A 19,710-nucleotide genomic window follows, 5' to 3' on the forward strand; every position below is an offset into this window, starting at 1 on the left:
TGTTGTCAGATGATTTTAAAAGTTCTGACGGCAAAACTGACAATTTTATTTAGTTTTTTATAATGGCACAAAGATTGACTTATGCCACCTGAGTTATAAAATTAAATCAAAAATTAAATATATAAAAAATGGGTAAAATAATCGGAATTGACTTAGGTACGACGAACTCTTGTGTTTCTGTAATGGAAGGTAACGAAGCAGTTGTTATCCCTAACGCAGAAGGAAAAAGAACTACACCATCTATCATCGCTTTTGTTGAAGGTGGAGAAATTAAAGTAGGTGATCCTGCAAAAAGACAAGCAGTAACGAATCCTACAAAAACGATTGCTTCTATTAAACGTTTTATGGGACACACTTTTGCAGAAACTGAAGGTGAAGCAAAAAGAGTTCCTTACAAAGTAGTAAAAGGTGACAACAATACTCCACGTGTGGATATTGATGGTCGTTTATACACTGCTCAAGAATTGTCTGCAATGACACTTCAAAAAATGAAAAAAACTGCTGAAGACTATTTAGGTCAAACAGTAACTGAGGCAGTTATTACAGTTCCTGCTTACTTTAACGATGCACAACGTCAAGCTACAAAAGAAGCTGGTGAAATCGCTGGTCTTAAAGTTATGCGTATCATCAATGAGCCAACTGCTGCTGCACTTGCTTACGGATTAGATAAAAAAGGAAACGATCAAAAAATTGCTGTTTACGATTTAGGTGGAGGTACTTTTGATATCTCTGTTCTTGAATTAGGAGACGGTGTATTCGAAGTATTATCTACAAATGGTGATACTCACTTAGGAGGTGATGATTTTGACCAAGTTATTATTGACTGGTTAGCTGACGAATTCAAATCTGAAGAAGGAATTGATTTACGTTTAGATCCAATGTCATTACAGCGTTTAAAAGAAGCTGCTGAGAAAGCTAAGATTGAATTGTCATCTTCTGCTGAAACAGAAATCAACTTACCTTACGTAACTGCTACTGCTTCTGGACCAAAACACTTAGTGAAAAAATTATCTAGAGCTAAATTTGAGCAATTATCTGATACTTTAGTAAAACGTTCTATGGAGCCAGTTGCTAAAGCATTAAAAGATGCAGGTTTATCTACATCTGATATCGACGAAGTAATCCTTGTAGGAGGTTCTACTCGTATGCCAAGAATCGCTGACGAAGTGGAGAAATTCTTCGGTAAAAAAGCTTCTAAAGGAGTTAACCCTGATGAGGTTGTTGCTATTGGAGCTGCTATTCAAGGTGGAGTTTTATCTGGAGATGTAAAAGATGTATTGTTACTTGACGTAACACCTCTTTCTTTAGGTATCGAAACTATGGGTGGTGTATTGACTAAATTAATCGAGTCTAACACAACTATCCCAACTAAAAAATCTCAAGTATTCTCTACTGCTGCTGATTCTCAACCATCTGTTGAAATCCACGTATTACAAGGAGAAAGAGCTATGGCTGCTGATAACAAAACTATCGGTCGTTTCCACTTAGATGGTATTCCACCAGCACCAAGAGGAGTTCCTCAAATCGAAGTAACTTTCGATATCGATGCTAATGGTATCATCAAAGTTTCTGCAACTGATAAAGGAACTGGAAAATCTCACGATATCCGTATCGAAGCTTCTTCTGGATTAACAGCTGAAGAAATCGAAAAAATGAAAAAAGATGCTGAAGCTAACGCTGATGCTGACAGAATTGCAAAAGAAAGAGCTGAGAAATTGAACGAAGCTGACAGTACTATTTTCCAAACTGAATCTCAATTGAAAGAGTTAGGAGATAAATTGACAGACGATCAAAAAACAGCTATCGAATATGCTTTAACTGAATTGAGAATGGCTCACCAATCTCAAGATCTTGATGCAATCCAAAAAGGATTAGACAATGTAAATGCAGCTTGGAAAACAGCTACAGAAGCAATGTACGCTCAAGGTGGTGAAGGTCAACAAGCTGCTCCACAACAAGAGCAGTCTTCTGGAGATAACGTTGAAGACGTTGAATTCGAAGAAGTAAAATAATTCTTTAGCATTAAGTAATTAGTACAAAGTATTAAGATAGAAAACCGAGTCAGAAATGGCTCGGTTTTTTTGTTTATAGGTTTTTCACAAACTGACAATTGTCATTTCCCATTCCAAATCTTTTTCGTAATATTACTATTGTAAATTTTCATGAATGAGAAAGATAAAATACAAGAAAGGGCGTAAACTGCAACATACTAGTTTAGAGTATACAGGATCTCACAAAGATTTTCAGACAGAGATGCAACTTTTTGTATATAATGATACTGAGATTACAGAATATGAAAAGTTTAATCCTTTGGCTTTAAATTCTTGTTTTGATTATTCTAAAAACAATTGGCTTAACATCCACGGATTAAATGATATTAATCTTATCAAAATGATTGGTGCACATTTTGCACTTGACGATTTTTTGTTGGCAGATATTTTAAACACTACTAAAAGAACGAAACTTGAAGAACAACAAGACGTTTTATTTTTCAATATAAAATCACTTTTACCGTCAGAGTCATCCGACGATCTAAAAGTGGAACAACTTAGTTTTATTTTGAAAGATGGGATTTTGATTTCCTTTCAGGAAAAACGAAGCGATTTCTTTACTCACATCCGCGAGCGTCTGCGTACCCATGCAGGAATCGTAAGAACCAAAAAAGTCGATTATCTTCTTTATCTGTTGTTAGATGCCGTGATGGAAAACTTTTACATTACGATAGAAGACGAAGAAAATAACATTGAAGAACTGATTAATTTGACCAAAAAAGGCGCTGATCCTGTTATTTTGGAAAAGATTGAAAACCATCGTGATAATTTTAATTTTTTAAAACGTTCTATTGTGCCTCTTCGTGATTCGTTATACTATCTGAAAACGATTAAAGACGACGAGACAAATGGATTAATTCAAAAGGACACTTTTAATTTCTTTATCAGATTGCATCAAAAGAGCTTGGAACTTTTAGAACAAATAGAATCGGATATGAGTTCATTGGAAAGTGCTTCCAATTTTTATTTTTCGGAACAAAGCCGAAAAATGAACGAAATTATGAAAACGCTGACGATAATTTCAGCCATATTTATTCCGCTCACCTTCATAGTTGGAGTTTACGGAATGAATTTTGAAAATATGCCTGAACTAAAGACGCAAAACGGCTATTTTATTGTAATGGGCGTGATGCTTTTATTAGTTGTTGCCTTGATTGTTTATTTTAAAAAAAGACGTTGGTTTTAATGCCAATTAGTAAAAATAGCTGCAAATTAAAAATATAAATTATGAGCAAAGCAATATATATTGCCACGAGTGATCACAATAGCGGAAAATCGATTGTTACGCTAGGAGTGATGAGCATTTTGATTGGTAAAACGGCTAAAGTGGGATATTTTAGGCCAATAATTGAAGATTTTGTAGATGGTGAAAAAGATAATCATATTGAGACTGTTTTGTCCTTTTTTAACCTCGATATTAAGTTTGAAGATGCTTATGCAATAACAAAAAGCAAACTGATCAAGAAGAAAAATAAAGGCAAAATAGGTGAGGTTTTAGATCTGATTATCGAAAAATATAAAAAACTCGAAGACCGTTTTGATTTTGTTTTGGTCGAAGGAACGAGCTTTACTGGCGAAGGAACTTCAATAGAATTGGATCTGAATGTTTTAATTGCCAAAAATCTTGGAATTCCAACCATCATTATTGGCTCAGGTGTTGGAAAGACTTTAGAAGAATTGGTTGATAGTTTGTATTTGGTATACGATTCGTTCAAAGTAAAAGAGGTTGAGGTTTTGTCGGTCTTTGCAAATAAAGTGCAGCCTGAGAATATTAAATTGGTAACTAAAAGTCTTCAAAAAAGTTTGCCACCAAGTGTTTTGATTAATACAATTCCGCTTATTTCAAGCTTGAACAATCCTACCATGCAAGAAATTGTAAATGCGCTTAATGCCAAAGTCTTGTTTGGAGAAAATTATCTTAATAATGAAATAGGACATTATAGCGTTGGTGCGATGCAATTGCATAATTATCTAGTGCATTTGAATAATAATGCTCTTGTGATTACGCCTGGAGATCGTTCAGATATTATTTTAGGTGCTTTACAAGCTAATGAATCAGCAAATTACCCTACGATTTCGGGAATTATTCTAACTGGAAATATTGTTCCTGAAGAAAGCATTTTGAAGTTGATAGAAGGACTTTCTGCTGTTGTTCCAATTATTGCTGTTGACGGCGGAACGTATAATATTACCAATAAAATAGGTTCTATAAAATCTGAAATCTATGCGACAAATACGCATAAGATTGAAACGTCAATAAATACATTCGAAAAATATGTTCAAATTGAAGCTTTGTCTGAACGCGTAATTACTTTTGAACCAGAAGGAATGACACCAAAAATGTTTCAGTACAACATGGTTAAAAGAGCTAAACAGCACCGAAAACATATTGTTTTGCCAGAAGGGAATGATGATCGAATAATTTTGGCAGCATCACGATTAATGGATATGGATGTGGTTGATATTTCAATCATTGGAGATAAAAAACAAATTGAAAGCAAAGTTGTCGAACTCGGAGTTACTTTGGATTTTTCAAAAGTAAATATCATTAATCCAAAAAAATCACCTTTATACGAGGATTATGCCAATACATATTATGAGCTAAGAAAAGCAAAAAATGTAAGCATTACCATGGCAAGAGATTTAATGGAGGATGTTTCTTATTTCGGAACTATGATGGTATACAAAGGCCACGCAGACGGAATGGTTTCGGGCGCGGCGCACACTACGCAGCATACCATTTTGCCAGCATTGCAGTTTATCAAAACAAAACCTAATTCGTCTGTAGTTTCTTCAGTTTTTTTTATGTGTCTTGAGGACAGGGTATCTGTTTTTGGAGATTGTGCGATTAACCCAAATCCTACAGCAGAGCAATTGGCAGAAATAGCTATTTCGTCAGCAGAATCGAGCTCTGCTTTCGGAATTGAACCTAAAATTGCAATGCTTTCCTATTCATCTGGAGCGTCAGGAAAAGGAGATGAAGTTGATAAAGTAAGAACGGCAACGGAAATCGTTAAACAAAAACGCCCCGATTTAAAAATCGAAGGGCCAATTCAATATGACGCTGCAGTTGACCGTGCAGTAGGAAAAAGTAAAATGCCAGATTCTGAAGTAGCTGGACAGGCCAGCGTATTGATTTTCCCTGATTTGAACACAGGAAACAATACTTATAAGGCCGTTCAAAGAGAAACTGGGGCATTGGCCATTGGCCCAATGTTGCAAGGCTTAAACAAGCCTGTAAATGATTTAAGTCGTGGCTGTACGGTTGATGATATCATTAATACTGTTGTAATTACGGCAATTCAAGCACAGGGAATGTAAAATCAATTAAAAATTAAAAATAAACTGCTTTGAGTTTACAGTATCAGACTTAAAACCTTAGCGTGTCAGCACCTTAAAAAATATGAAAATACTTATCATAAACTCTGGAAGTTCTTCAATAAAATATCAATTAATGGTTATGCCAGAAAACGAAGTTATTTGTTCTGGTATGATTGACAGAATTGGTTTGGAAACTTCAAATGTTACATTTAAAACAGCGGTTAATTCGCTTGAAGAAATGATTGCAATTCCAAATCACAAAGTAGGTTTGCAAAAAGTAGCCAATATGCTTTTGGATGCCGAAAAAGGCGTAATCAAATCAACTTCAGAAATTGCGGCAGTTGGACACCGCGTGGTACATGGGGGAAGCGATTTTAGTGACACCGTAAAAATCGACGAAAAAGTAAAAGCAAAAATCAAACAACTTTTTGAATTAGCACCGCTGCATAATCCCGCAAATTTAGAGGGAATTAATGTTGCAGAAGAGATTTTCAGCTCGGCAGAACAAATTGCTGTTTTTGACACGGCTTTTCATCAAACAATGCCTGAAGTAGCGTATAAATACGCAATTCCGAATTATTTATTGACCGAAAACAAAGTTCGTGTTTATGGTTTTCACGGAACAAGTCATAAATATGTTTCAGAAAAAGCGATTAATTATTTAAAAGATAATTCCAAAATAATTACTATACACTTAGGAAATGGCTGTAGCATGGCAGCTATCAAAGATGGTAAATGTATTGATACAACAATGGGTTTTTCGCCTTCCAATGGTTTGATTATGGGAACACGCGCTGGTGATATTGATCAGTCTGTGATTTTTTATATGATTAAAAATTTAGGTTATACGCCAGATGAAGTAAATGCTGTTTTGCTGAAACAAAGTGGTATGCTTGGTCTTACTGGCTACAGCGATTTGCGCGACATTGAAGCTGAAGCAGAAAAAGGAAATAAGGAATGCCAGTTGGCTTTATTAATGAACGCATATCGAATCAAAAAGACAATTGGGGCATATGCAGCAGCCTTAAATGGTTTGAATGCTATTGTATTTACGGCAGGAATCGGTGAAAATTCATCATATATGCGTAATCTAGTTTGCACAGATATGGATTATTTAGGAATTGAAATTGATGCTTCAAAAAACCAAGTTCGTTCAAAGGAAATCAGAGAAATTAATAAGGAAAACGCAATTGTAAAAGTTTTAGTCGTTCCTACTGATGAAGAATATGAAATTGCAAATCAGGTTTTTCATCTGTTGAAAAACTAAAATTTATCCATTCTAAACTTCGAAAGCTTCTCCATTGAGAAGCTTTTTTACTTCTAAAAATCAAATATTTGTCAGTATCTTTGAGGATAAAAACGAATATCTTGAAATCGATACTTTTAAAATTAGTTTTCTTCTTTTTCATTGCTTCGCATCTACAAGCACAAGAATTACTTCCATTTGTCGAAAATTACAATAAATCAGATTATCAGGGTGATAATCAAATTTGGAACATTGTCCAAGGAAAGGACAAAGCCATGTATTTTGCAAACAATCATTATTTGCTTCGTTATGATGGTGTAGTTTGGGAAAAATATTCTTTGCCTAATAAAACCATTATTCGCTCTATTTTGATTGAAGGAGACCGAATTTATTCAGGTTCTTATAAAGAGTTTGGTTATTGGCAAAGGAAAGATGGAAAAATGCGTTATGTTTCTATCACAAAAAAGCTTCGTTTGTTTGATGAAAAAGACAATGAAGAAATCTGGAAAATTTTCAGATTTAACGGTTCTTTATATTTTCAATCTTTTAATGATGTTTTTATTTATGACGGAAAACATATTAAAAAAATCAAGTTTCCATTTTTAATTTCCTATTGTTTTGTTGTCGACCAAAATCTTTACGTAGCTTCTGTAGATAAAGGTATTTTTAAAATGAACGGCTCGAGAATTACTAACCCAAAAGGCTGGAATGTTCTAAAAAACACTGTTGTTCATGCAATTGAAAAGTATAAAGGCAAGACTTATATTTTTACGCATAAACGCGGCATTTTTGTTGTTGAAAAAAATGGATTAGCAGTTTGGAATCATCCATTAAATGAAGAATTAAAAGGGACGGGAATTAATGTTGCCAAGTTTATAAAAAACAATAAACTCGTAATTGGGACAGGAAATAAAGGGGTTTATATTTACGATTTTAGCTCTCAGACTTTTAAAAACATTGACCGAAATAATGTTTTGATGAACAATTCGGTTTTATGCATTGGTTTTGATAAGGAAGAGGACTTGTGGCTAGGTCTGGATAATGGGATTGCACATGTTGAGGTAAATTCGCCTATTTCATTTTTTTATGATAATTCAGGTCTTTTAGGTTCTGTTTATTCTGTAGCGACAACTAATAAAGGTTATTTGATTGCTTCAAATCATGGGATTTTTGAGTTTCAATCGGGTAATTTCAAAATGCTTCCAAATACGCAAGGGCAAGGATGGAATATTACCAAAATTGGAAATAAATATGTGATTGGCCACAATGATGGAACATTTAGTTATGAAAATGGAGCTTTAACAAAAATCAATAATGTTAGCGGTGGATGGAATCTGTCAAAAAGTATCATAAATGATACCTACTTTCAATCTACTTATAGCGGGGTTTTGGTTTACGATAATGCTTCTGATTTTGGTCACAGCAAGAAATTTAATGATTTTTCAAAACCTATAAAATATGTAGCTCAAAATAAAAGAAATGAAATTTGGGCCGCAGATAATTACCGTGGTTTGTACCGAGTTCTTTTTGATGATAATTATAAAACCACTAAAGTTGAAAATATCACACAGCAAAGCAAAATTGAAAATGATTTTGGTGTCAAGATTTTTGAATTCAGAGAAGAGATTCTTTTCTTGATTAATAATGTATGGTACACTTTCAATTCCATTACAAACAAATTAGAAGAAAACGAATTATTCAATGCAAATTTTAGAAATATATCTGATGTTGTAGCCATTGACGAAAATCATTTTATTGTACTTCAAGAAGGGATCTTGTATCACATATATGCCACCGGAAACAAGTTTGTCTGGAATATGATTCAGGAGAAATATTATAAAGGAAAATTAATTAATGAGAATCTGCGAATCTTCAAAAGCAACAATCATTATTTAATGAATCTTGACGATGGTTTTATTTCGCTTCAACTTTCTTATGAAAACAAGCAAAATAAAGGTGTTAAACTTGAAGCTTACAACGAGAATCTTTTGCTTCCAAATGAAGGTAAAATAAAACATAATACAGAGTTGCGAATAAATGTGATTTCTGGAATTTATGGAGCTAGCAAACCAAATTTGTTTTATCAGATCAATGGCGGAAAAAATTACATTCCAATTTCAAACGGAAAAATTGTTTTGAATAATTTAAACAGTGGATGGCATTCGATTGTTATTTTTAAGCATGACGGTGCAAATTATGACAAAGTTTCTTTTTTTGATTTTAAAGTAGCGCAGCCATGGTATTTTTCTTTTTGGATGATTTTGCTTTATTTATTGATAATAGGAGCAGTTTTGTTTTTCTATTACAAATGGAACAAACTTCGCTACACTCAAAAATTAAAATTGCAGGCTGAAGAATTGAAGCATCAGCGTGAAATTCTGAAAATGGAGTTGAAAAAAGAAAATGAGCTGAATATTCAGGAATATGAGAAACATATTCTTGAACTTGAATTACAGACAAAATCTTCAGAAGTTGCTGGGAAATCGTTATCAATTGCGAAACAAAGCGAAATGATTGATAATATTCAACATATTTTAGATACTGAAAAAGATTTCAATAAACTGAAAAGTGAAATCAAGAAAGCGATTAAAATTAACGAGGTGAATAAACACGAATGGGAGATTTTCGAAACAAATCTGAATCAGATCCATAATGAGTTTATTATTAATCTTTCCAAAAAGTTTCCAAACCTTACTCCAAAGGATATAAAACTGTGTGTTTATCTTAAAATGAATCTTTCTTCAAAAGAAATAGCACCAATGATGAATATCTCTTTTAGAGGTGTAGAATTGCACAGATATCGCTTAAGAAAGAAGTTAAACCTAACTCAAGACGAAAACCTGTCAAAATTTTTATTAACAGTGTAAGATTTGCTTTTGATTTTTAAAGATATTATACTTTTACTGTTCTTTTTTTATAGAATTCCAATACATCATTACTACATCATAAGGTAATGTTAAAGAAAATAAATTAACAATTATAGTGTTGATTTTTAATAGTATACAAAAGGTTTTTAACATAATGATGTAGCTATGTAGTAGTGCAAATTGATGTACTACAACGTTGTAATTGTTTAATTTGGCTGTACTAACTTAAACGATTACATACTGTATGAAAAATTTTATTTTTAGCTTTTTAGCACTATTGCTGCTTCCGGCTTATATGTCTGGACAAGCAATTAAAGGAAAAGTAGTAGACGGCAGTGGAATGGGAGTTCCAGGGGCGGTTATCAGCGCTTCAAGTTCCAGAACAACTGCTGATGCTGACTTCGACGGTAACTTTACAATCAATGCCAAAGAAGGTGAGATCTTGAAAATCTCAATGTTGGGTTTCGAAGCTGTTTCTGTAGCAGCAACGTTAACTCCAATGAAAATCACCTTAAAAGAATCTGAAGACACTGCTTTAAAAGAAGTTGTTGTAATAGGATATGGAACTAGGAAAAAGGTTGATAATACTACCGCAATTTCTTCTATCAAATCAGAAGAGATTGTAAAAACCAAAGTTTTAAATGCATCCCAAGCTATTCAAGGTAAAGCGGCTGGTGTTCAGGTAATTTCATCTGATTTGCCAGGAAGCACACCTTCAGTAGTTATTAGAGGTTTGGGTACAGCAATTGGAGGAAGAAATCCATTATATATTGTAGACGGTATGCAAACTGAAAACATCAATAATATCAATACTAATGATATTACGTCATATGAGATTTTAAAGGATGCTTCCGCTTTAGCCATTTATGGTACCAGAGCCGCAAATGGGGTTATTATCATTACTACTAAAAAAGGCTCAGGAGACAAGGTTTCTGTAGAAGTTGAAAGTTTTGCTGGTTTTAGAGCACCTCTTAAAACGGTAAAAATGGCTGGAAGTAATAAGTATGCTTATTATTCAAATTCGGCTTTGCAATCAACAACTTTTTCACAAGATCAGCCGGTTAATACAGATTGGTTTGACGAAATTACAAGAACTGGAAGTTATACTCAAAATAACGTGTCGGTATCAGGAGCAACTGAAAGTGTAAAATATTTTTTCAGTTTGGGTAACTACCAAGAAAAAGCAGTTTTAAATGGCTTAGATTATGGTCGTACAACGTTTAGAAACAATAATGAATATAAGATTTCTAAAAAAATCACTTTAAATCAAAATTTTAGCGTTTCAAGCGCAAATTCATCGCCAAAACCGTTAAGTGCATTTACAAATGCTTATAAACAATCTCCTATTGTACCAGTATATTTTCCTGATGGTAAATATGGTGTATCTCGTGTAGGTGAAAACGGTTTTGCAAGTGAAACGGGTTCTTCATTCAACAATGTTGGAAATCCAGTTGCTCAATTGAATTTTTATGATGAAGAACAGAGAAGCGTAACTTTGCAAGGTGGTTTAAAATTAGACTACGAAATTATTAAATCATTGAAATTTACTTCACAATTTAATGGTGAGTTTTATACTTGGAAACAGTATAATTATGATGATACTAAAAATATTTGGCTAGCAGCAAATCCTAATAAAGTGGATAGCGATTACGCAAAAGAATTTCCAAACGGAAACATCAATTTATTGACAAAAGGAAGAGAGCAATACTTTAACTGGAACTTGTCTAATTATTTGACTTATAATAAAGTTTTTGCTGAGATTCATGATGTGGAAGCGACAGCTGGTATTGAGACTTCTGTAAAAGGGCCAAGAGAAAAGCTTACAATTGCTAGAAAAAATGTAAATCCAGATTCTAATTACTGGGCATTAAATGATCCAACAGTAGGACACGGAGTTGAATATGCGGCTACAGTAACAAGTTTGTATGATGTAGTATTCAACGAAACTAAATTGGCATCTTATTTTGGTCGTTTTCAATATAAATTAAAAGATAGATATTTGGTTACGGGAACACTAAGACGTGACGGATCATCTAACTTTGGTAAAGATTATCGTTGGGGAACTTTTCCAGCTTTTGGCTTAGGATGGGTTATAACAAAAGAAGATTTCATGTCTGATGTTAAAGCGATCAATTTATTGAAATTAAGAGGAGGCTGGGGTAAATTAGGTAACCAAAATGTACCGCTTAACAATCAGTCTTATGCATCTGGTAAAAATGCTTATTTAGGGGGTTCTATTTTATATGAAGGAACTACAATCAGTTCGCAAATCGATCCTAGTTTATCTTGGGAGATTACTGAAGAATCTTCTGTAGGTTTAGATTTCGAATTGCTTAATAATAGATTAAAAGGATCTTTTGATTTGTACGATAAAAATACATCTAATGTAATTTTATATACTAAACCTTACATGACTTCAGGGCTTACAGATCAATCACCAGCACACGTTGGAGAAGTATCAAACAAAGGGTATGAGATTTCATTGCGTTGGGAAGACAAAATTGGTGATGATTTCAGCTACTGGATTGGTGGTAACTTTTCAAACAATAAAAATGAACTTACAGGTTTAAAAGACGTTATTTTAGCTCCAAAAACGGGTGGAAGTTTAGGGAATGGTCAAACTACTAAATTGTTGGATAACACAACAATTGGTCAGCCATTAGGAAGTTTTTACCTTTATGAATATGCTGGGTTTGATGCTACAAACGGAAAAATGTTATATTACAATGCAGCAGGAGATAAAGTTACTCAAGATGCTTTAGATGCTAATAAAGATAGAAAATACATGGGGTCTAGTTTGCCAAAAACAAACTACGGAATCACATTAGGTTTCAACTATAAAAACTTTGATTTCTCAGTTGACGGATATGGTACTGGCGGTGCTAAAGTTTACAATGGTAAAAAAGCACAACGTTTCTCAGGAGAAAATATTGAAGATTCTTTAGCTACAGATTTCTGGACACTAAATAATTTATCAGCTTCAAATCCTGCACCATTCAATGAAGTGCCAGTAGCTTCTACTTATTACTTAGAGTCAGGTGATTTCTTTAGAATAAACAACATTACTGTTGGTTACAAACTGCCTATCGCAAGCAACAATTTTATTAGTTCTTGCAGATTGTATGTAAATGCTATCAACCCATTTATTACACAAAAATTCTCAGGATTTTCTCCAGAGTTAAATGGAGATGGAGATCCTTATGGAACTCAAGGTGTTGAGCTGGATGCATATCCAACTTTAAGATCGCTTGTAATTGGTGCTAATTTAAAATTTTAATAAGATGAAAAAGATATATATAGCAGCGTTTGTATTATCAGCATCCATTTTTACAGGATGTTCAAGCGACTATTTAGACGTAGATCAAACAGAAACTATTTCAACAAGTGATGTTGAGTTATATAATAATGATGCAGGTGCAACTCAGTTTGTTACCGCTATTTACAACAAGTTTCTAAATTGGGATATGACTTCTTTTGGATGGATTGGTTTGTCGAGTATTACTTCTGATGATGCTGACAAAGGATCGTCTCCAGGAGATACGGGAACTGATAAAGATGTATTGGATGCTTTGACTTACAATGCTTCTAATCCTTCTGCAGAAAGTACTTTTATTGCTAATTATGATGGAATCAATAGATGTAATCAAGCTTTGAATATACTTCCAAAATTAGATAAAGTTGATGCTAATTTAAGAAACAGATTAGCTGGTGAAGCTAAATTTATGAGAGCTTTTATGTATTTCACCTTGGTGAAATGTTATGGAGGAGTGCCAATTGTTGATCATTTGCCAGTTCCAGGTTCAGATGCAGACAGAATTATGCAGTTGACACGTAAAACGGCTCCTGAGGTATATGCTTTTATTGAATCTGATTTGAACGATGCTATTGCAGCCTTGCCAGACAAAACAGCTTATTCAGCTAATGAAAAATCAAGAGTTTCAAAAGGTGCCGCTTACGCTTTATTGGCAAAAGTAAGTTTGTACCAAAAGAAATGGCAGCAAGTAATTGACAATTGCAATAAAGTTACTGGATATGCTCTTGTAAGTGATTATGCATCACAGTATAAAGTGACAGGAAAGTTTGACTCTGAGTCTATCTTTGAAATTTATGCGCAAGGTGCTATACCAGCAAAAGGAATTGAAGGTTATTCTAATACACAAGGCGCTCGTGGTACTGGAGGCTGGGGCTGGGGTTTCAATACACCATCTCAAAGTTTAGTAAATGCATATGAGGCAGGTGACGTTAGAAAAGCGGCAACAATTATTTTTAGAGGTCAGACTTTATACGATGGAAGAGTGGTGCCAAATACGGTTGAAAACGAAAGATACAACTACAAAGCATATTCATCTGCGTATACAAATGCATGGGAAACAGATGTTGATATTAAATATTTAAGATATGCTGAAGTTTTATTAATGAAAGCAGAAGCATCAAATGAATTAGGACAAACTTCTGCTGCGATTCCGTTGTTGAATCAAATCAGAAACAGAGCAGGTTTAGGAAACACAACTGCAAGTTCTCAAGCAGATGTTAGAACAGCAATCTGGAAAGAAAGAAGAGTAGAAATGGCTTTTGAGCACGACAGATTTTTTGATTTAGTTCGTACTGGTCAAGCAAAAGCGGCTTTTGCAATTGATGGCAAAACTTTTACAGAAGGTAAAAATGAGTTATTCCCAATTCCGGCTACATTCATTAAACAAGCTGGTGGTTTATCAGCTCAAAATCCTGGTTACTAATCCTTAAATCTTAATTAAAATGAAAAAAAATAAATCTATTTTATTACTTTCTTTTGCTTTGGCTTCGCAATTTTTTGTGAGCTGTGAGGATAGTATAGATAAAGTTAACAGTCCAATTCCATACGAGTCAATTGGCGGATATGAGAATTCAGATGATATTGCTCCTGGTCACTTAGTGTCAAAATTTAGTTTTGATGGAACTATCGATGATTCAAAAGGCGGAATTACTGGTGGAACAGGAACAAATGTTTCTTATGAAACTGGTGTGAAAGGAAGTGCTTACAAAGGTTCAGCAACTTCATTTATTGCTTACAACAATGTTGCAAATTCAGTTGTAAACTTAAAGAATATCACAGTTTCAATGTGGATTAAAACTGATCCTCATACTGGAGGAGCTCAGTCCTTGTTTATGCTTCCAAAGAAAACAGATTTCTGGGGAAATATTTTCACACTGATTGAAGGAACTGGACCAGCAACAACAATGTTGATGAAAAACCATATTCAAAGAGATGTTACACCAAGTATTCCTTGGGCTGGACAATTTATTGAGCATGGAGGAGCTAATGTTTTGCCTAATATGTTTGGTGCGTGGAAACATGTAGTTTGGTCATATAATGGAACAAGTTCAACTTACAGCCTTTATATTGACGGACAAAAGGTGACCTTGCCAGCATCAATTTCTAAAAGATACGCAAGCGATCCTGCAGCAGGAGGCGGTCCTTTTGGAGAATTGGCTAGTTCTGAAGTTTCAAAATTTATTATTGGTGGCTATCAACAACATTTAGGCGCTCCATGGGGCGCTGCTGATGGATGGATGCTGCACTATACAGGCTTGATGGATGAATTTAGAATTTACGATTCAGCACTGGCAGATAACGAGGTCACAGCTTTATACAAATTAGAAAAAGACAAGAGATAAAATTTTTTTAAGCATACACCTGATTAAAAATCAGGTGTATGTTTTATTTAAATAATAATTATTAGAAATTGATAAAATGAAGTTAGGTTTATATATTATAATGTTTTTAGGGGCAGTAGCTTCTTGTTCGTCTTCTTCACCAAATGAAGGTAATACTGGAGGAACTCCGTTACCAACAAATCCAACAACGCCAACAAAACCTTTGACAGATACAGAGGCAATGGATCAGGTTCAAAAAGATGCAATAAAATATTTTTGGGATTATGCTGATCCGAATTCAAAATTGGCAAGAGAAAGATACTTGACAGAAGATCCAAATTTTGAATCAAATATTATAACTACGGGAGGATCTGGGTTTGGTTTAATGACAATCGTAGTAGGTGTAGAAAGAGGTTTTTTGCCAAGAGCTGAAGCTGTTTCTAGACTTACAACGGCATTAAACTTTCTTGAAAAAGCTGATAGATTTCACGGTGCTTGGCCACACTGGATGGACAATACTTCGGGAAAAGTTATACCATTTGGAACAAAAGATAATGGAGGAGATTTAGTCGAAACTTCTTTCGTTTGCCAGGCTTTAATCACAATTAGAGAATATTTTAAAGATGGAAGTACATCTGAAAAAGCATTAGCTGCCAAAGCAGATGAACTATGGAAAGGTGTAGAGTGGGACTGGTACACAAAAGGAGAAAACGCTCTTTATTGGCATTGGTCTCCAAATTATGGCTGGGAAATGAATTTCAAATTGGAAGGCTATAATGAATGTCTGATTACATACGTAATGGCAGCTTCATCGCCAACACATCCAATTTCAGCAGAAGCTTATCACCAAGCTTGGGCAAGAAATGGTGCTATAGTAAACGGAGGTTCTCAATATGGAATTCCGGTTGTTTTAAGTTATAACGGAGCAGTCGGAAATGTTGGTCCTATGTTTTGGTCGCATTATTCTTATTTAGGTTTAGATCCAAATTCATTAAAAGATAAATATGCTGATTATTGGCAATTGTCACAAAATCATGCTAAAATCATGGTCCAATATAGTGTTGCCAATCCAAAAGGGTTTAAAGATTACTCTGATAAATGTTGGGGACTTACTGCAAGTTATACTCGCAATCCTGACGGAACTACAGGATATACTGCTCATCAGCCAAATAATGATAATGGTGTGATTTCTCCAACTGCAGCGCTGTCTTCATTCCCTTATACACCGGTTGAAGCAATGAAGTTTTTGCATTATTTATATGATGACAACAAAGCAAAATATGTTGGAATTGCTGGGCCATATGATGCCTTTTCACCTCAATACAATTGGGTAACAAAACGTTATTTAGCGATTGATCAAGGAACAATCGCTCCGATGGTCGAAAACTATCGAAGCGGTTTGTTATGGAAATTATTTATGAATGCTTCAGAAACCAAGCAAGGCTTGAAAAAACTTGGATTCACATCAGGGAAATACGGAATTTAATTCAAAATAATGAAACAAAAAATAACGCTTCTAGTCTTATTGTTTTCTGTATTTGGTTTTGCTCAAAGTGAAACAACGGGAAAAATAAATACAGTAATAATGACAAAGTATGAATTGGGTTATGCACTGCACAAACCTGCAAATACAAAAGAGAAGAAGCCTTTGATAGTGTTTATTTCTGGAGATGGAGAGAAGGGAACTGATATTGAAAAGGTAAAAAATCATGGACCTCTCAAATACCTAAAAACACATCAATTAGATGCTTATGTTTTGGCACCGCAATGTAAAGAAGATGAAAATTGGGATATCGAATCAATTTATGAACTGATTTTAAAAATCCAGAAAGAAAACAAAATTGATTCAGAAAGAATATATGTTACTGGTTTGAGCTCAGGAGGTTGGGCTTCTTGGAATTTGGCTTTTGCACATCCGGATCTATTTGCCGCAAATGTACCTGTCGCTGGTTTTGTAGATTTAATTCAGTTAGAATACGCTTGTGAAATAGCCAATATTCCAACCAGAATTTATCATGGATTATTAGACGATGTCGTGAATGTGAATTATGCAATCACAATTTATAAAGAATTGAAAAAGTGTAATGCAAAAGATGTAAAGCTGACCATTTTTGATGATGCAAATCACGATAGCTGGACAAGAGTTTATGATAACGCAGCAATCTACGACTGGATGTTGCAGCAAAGAAAAACGAATACAAACAAATAAATACAATAGAATGAAAAACAAATTAGTCTTGCTTTTTTTAGGATGTGCTGTTTTGGGTTATGCTCAAAAAAAGACAACTAAAAATACAGTGAAAATTAAACCAAAGTCTGAATTTGTGGCGGAATTAATGTCAAAAATGACTTTAGACGAGAAATTGGGTCAATTGAACTTGCCAACATCTGGTGATATTACCACAGGGCAAGCGAACAGCTCAAATGTGGCAAAAAATATTGCTGAAGGAAAAGTGGGTGGTTTGTTCAACATTAAATCAGTTCAAAAAATTAAAGAAGTACAGAAAATTGCGGTTGAAAAAAGCCGTTTAAAAATCCCGTTGCTTTTTGGTATGGATGTCATTCACGGTTATGAAACCACATTCCCAATTCCGTTAGGATTGTCTTGTACTTGGGATATGGGATTGATTGAAAGAAGTGCTCAAATTGCTGCCAAAGAAGCTAGTGCAGACGGAATCAACTGGACATTCTCTCCAATGGTTGATATTTCTCGCGATCCGCGTTGGGGACGAGTTTCTGAAGGTTCAGGAGAAGATCCATACTTAGGAAGCCAAATTGCAAAAGCAATGGTTAACGGTTACCAACAACATGATCTTTCTAAAAACAACTCAATTTTAGCTTGTGTTAAACACTTCGCATTATATGGAGCTCCAGAAGCTGGCCGTGATTACAACACAGTGGATATGAGCCATATCAGAATGTTTAATGATTATTTTCCTCCTTACAAAGCTGCAGTTGATGCTGGTGTAGGTTCTGTAATGGCATCTTTTAATGAAGTTGACGGAATCCCCGCAACAGGAAACAAATGGTTGATGACAGATGTTTTGAGAAAACAATGGGGTTTCAAAGGTTTCGTAGTAACAGATTTTACAGGAATTCCTGAAATGATCGAGCACGGAATGGGTAATCTTCAAGATGTTTCTGCTTTAGCATTAAATGCAGGTGTTGAAATGGATATGGTTGGAGAAGGCTTTTTAGGAACTTTGAAAAAATCTTTGGATGAAAAAAGAGTAACTATCGAACAAATCGATAATGCTGTAAAATTGATTTTAGAAGCAAAATACGATTTAGGATTGTTTCAAGATCCATATAAATATTGTGATGAGAAAAGAGCTAAAACTGAAATTTTTACAAATGATAGCAGAAAAGAAGCTCGTGCAATTGCAGCGCAATCTTTAGTTTTATTAAAAAATCAAAACCAGCTTTTACCACTTAAAAAATCTGGAACTATTGGTTTGATTGGACCATTGGCAGATGCTAAAGAAAACATGCCGGGAACTTGGAGTGTGGCTACTAAAATGGAAAATGCTGTTTCATTATTGAGAGGTATTAAAGAAGTTGCTGGAACAGGAACTAAAGTTTTATATGCAAAAGGTAGCAATTTAGATTATGACGAAACTTTTGAAACCAACGCTACAATGTTTGGAAAAACATTACACCGTGATTCACGTTCAAAAGAAGAATTATTAGCAGAAGCTTTAAAAGTAGCAGAGCAGTCAGACGTAATTGTTGCTGCTTTAGGAGAATCTGCAGAAATGAGTGGAGAATCAAGCAGCCGTACAAATTTACAGATTCCACAAGCGCAAAAAGATTTATTGAATGCTTTATTGAAAACAGGAAAACCAGTTGTTGTCGTTTTATTTGATGGTCGTCCATTAGTGATTACTGACGAAGAAAAAACGGTTCCTGCAATCTTAAACGTTTGGTTTGCTGGTACAGAAGCAGGTTATGCTATTGCTGATGTTTTATTTGGAGATGTAAATCCTTCTGGAAAATTGACTTCAACTTTCCCAAGAAGTGTTGGTCAATTGCCAATTTACTACGCGCATAAAAATACTGGAAGACCACTTTCTAATACAGAAGGAAAATTCGAAAAATTCAGATCAAACTATATTGACGAAAGAAATGAGCCTTTATTTCCATTCGGATTTGGTTTGAGCTATACCAATTTTGATTATTCAAACTTGAAAATTTCTTCTGATAAAATGAATTTCAGCGGAAAATTGAAAGTAACAGTTGATGTAACGAACACTGGAAATTTTGATGGGAAAGAAACAGTTCAATTATATATTAGAGATTTAGTTGGTTCAGTAACAAGACCAGTTAGAGAATTGAAAGGTTTCCAAAAAATAGCACTTAAAAAAGGTGAAAAACAAACCGTAAGTTTCGACATTACTGTTGAGGATTTAAAATTTTATAACTCTGATTTACAATTCGTAGCAGAGCCTGGACAGTTTGATGTTTTCGTTGGAGGAAATTCAAACGCCGATAAGAAAGTTAGTTTCGAGTTAACTAAATAGTTGGTTTATTGGTTAGTTAAAAGCCCTTCATTTGGAGGGCTTTTTTTCTAAAACAGTAAACCTTTTTAATC

Annotated in this window: 11 protein-coding genes; all 11 read left to right on the forward strand. The window is 34.3% G+C overall.

What is annotated here, in order from left to right:
• The first annotated feature begins 128 nt into the window (after positions 1-128).
• The 11 genes from dnaK to bglX all read left to right on the forward strand — a co-directional run bounded on the left by dnaK (position 129) and on the right by bglX (position 19,639).
• Complete coding sequence (gene dnaK, locus H600_RS0114010; protein ID WP_026729377.1) at positions 129-2,012, forward strand: molecular chaperone DnaK; 1,884 nt, start codon at positions 129-131, stop codon at positions 2,010-2,012.
• A 154-nt stretch (positions 2,013-2,166) separates the two neighbouring features.
• Entirely contained in the window at positions 2,167-3,237 is a 1,071-nt protein-coding gene (gene corA, locus H600_RS0114015) for a magnesium/cobalt transporter CorA (RefSeq protein WP_026729378.1), read from the forward strand.
• Between the two features lie 41 nt (positions 3,238-3,278).
• Entirely contained in the window at positions 3,279-5,372 is a 2,094-nt protein-coding gene (gene pta / locus H600_RS0114020) for a phosphate acetyltransferase (RefSeq protein ID WP_026729379.1), read from the forward strand.
• 82 nt (positions 5,373-5,454) lie between these two features.
• Positions 5,455-6,639: an acetate/propionate family kinase gene (locus tag H600_RS0114025; protein ID WP_026729380.1), complete on the forward strand. Its 1,185-nt coding sequence runs from the start codon at positions 5,455-5,457 to the stop codon at positions 6,637-6,639.
• Positions 6,640-6,740: 101 nt separating this feature from the next.
• Positions 6,741-9,485, forward strand: coding sequence for a helix-turn-helix and ligand-binding sensor domain-containing protein (locus tag H600_RS0114030; RefSeq protein ID WP_026729381.1), 2,745 nt, complete (start codon positions 6,741-6,743; stop codon positions 9,483-9,485).
• A gap of 244 nt (positions 9,486-9,729) precedes the next feature.
• Positions 9,730-12,762 (forward strand): SusC/RagA family TonB-linked outer membrane protein, encoded by a 3,033-nt coding sequence (locus tag H600_RS0114035; protein WP_026729382.1) that lies wholly within the window; start codon positions 9,730-9,732, stop codon positions 12,760-12,762.
• 4 nt (positions 12,763-12,766) lie between these two features.
• Complete coding sequence (locus H600_RS0114040; RefSeq protein WP_026729383.1) at positions 12,767-14,221, forward strand: RagB/SusD family nutrient uptake outer membrane protein; 1,455 nt, start codon at positions 12,767-12,769, stop codon at positions 14,219-14,221.
• Positions 14,222-14,240: 19 nt separating this feature from the next.
• Positions 14,241-15,140, forward strand: coding sequence for a LamG domain-containing protein (locus tag H600_RS0114045; protein ID WP_026729384.1), 900 nt, complete (start codon positions 14,241-14,243; stop codon positions 15,138-15,140).
• A gap of 76 nt (positions 15,141-15,216) precedes the next feature.
• On the forward strand, positions 15,217-16,605 hold the full coding sequence (locus H600_RS0114050) for a glucoamylase family protein (protein WP_026729385.1): 1,389 nt from the start codon (positions 15,217-15,219) through the stop codon (positions 16,603-16,605).
• Between the two features lie 9 nt (positions 16,606-16,614).
• Positions 16,615-17,328 (forward strand): carboxylesterase family protein, encoded by a 714-nt coding sequence (locus tag H600_RS0114055; protein WP_026729386.1) that lies wholly within the window; start codon positions 16,615-16,617, stop codon positions 17,326-17,328.
• Positions 17,329-17,338: 10 nt separating this feature from the next.
• On the forward strand, positions 17,339-19,639 hold the full coding sequence (gene bglX / locus H600_RS0114060) for a beta-glucosidase BglX (RefSeq protein WP_026729387.1): 2,301 nt from the start codon (positions 17,339-17,341) through the stop codon (positions 19,637-19,639).
• Positions 19,640-19,710: the final 71 nt, after the last annotated feature.

It is taken from the genome of Flavobacterium denitrificans DSM 15936 (assembly GCF_000425445.1).
Lineage (GTDB): Bacteria > Bacteroidota > Bacteroidia > Flavobacteriales > Flavobacteriaceae > Flavobacterium > Flavobacterium denitrificans.

Excerpts from the sequence above, each read along its gene's own strand:
- H600_RS0114035 (WP_026729382.1), top strand. The coding sequence starts at position 9,730 with ATGAAAAATTTTATTTTTAGCTTTTTAGCACTATTGCTGCTTCCGGCT.
- H600_RS0114050 (WP_026729385.1), top strand. The coding sequence starts at position 15,217 with ATGAAGTTAGGTTTATATATTATAATGTTTTTAGGGGCAGTAGCTTCT.
- H600_RS0114040 (WP_026729383.1), top strand. The coding sequence starts at position 12,767 with ATGAAAAAGATATATATAGCAGCGTTTGTATTATCAGCATCCATTTTT.
- H600_RS0114055 (WP_026729386.1), top strand. The coding sequence starts at position 16,615 with ATGAAACAAAAAATAACGCTTCTAGTCTTATTGTTTTCTGTATTTGGT.
- corA (WP_026729378.1), top strand. The coding sequence starts at position 2,167 with ATGAGAAAGATAAAATACAAGAAAGGGCGTAAACTGCAACATACTAGT.
- H600_RS0114045 (WP_026729384.1), top strand. The coding sequence starts at position 14,241 with ATGAAAAAAAATAAATCTATTTTATTACTTTCTTTTGCTTTGGCTTCG.
- pta (WP_026729379.1), top strand. The coding sequence starts at position 3,279 with ATGAGCAAAGCAATATATATTGCCACGAGTGATCACAATAGCGGAAAA.
- dnaK (WP_026729377.1), top strand. The coding sequence starts at position 129 with ATGGGTAAAATAATCGGAATTGACTTAGGTACGACGAACTCTTGTGTT.
- bglX (WP_026729387.1), top strand. The coding sequence starts at position 17,339 with ATGAAAAACAAATTAGTCTTGCTTTTTTTAGGATGTGCTGTTTTGGGT.
- H600_RS0114025 (WP_026729380.1), top strand. The coding sequence starts at position 5,455 with ATGAAAATACTTATCATAAACTCTGGAAGTTCTTCAATAAAATATCAA.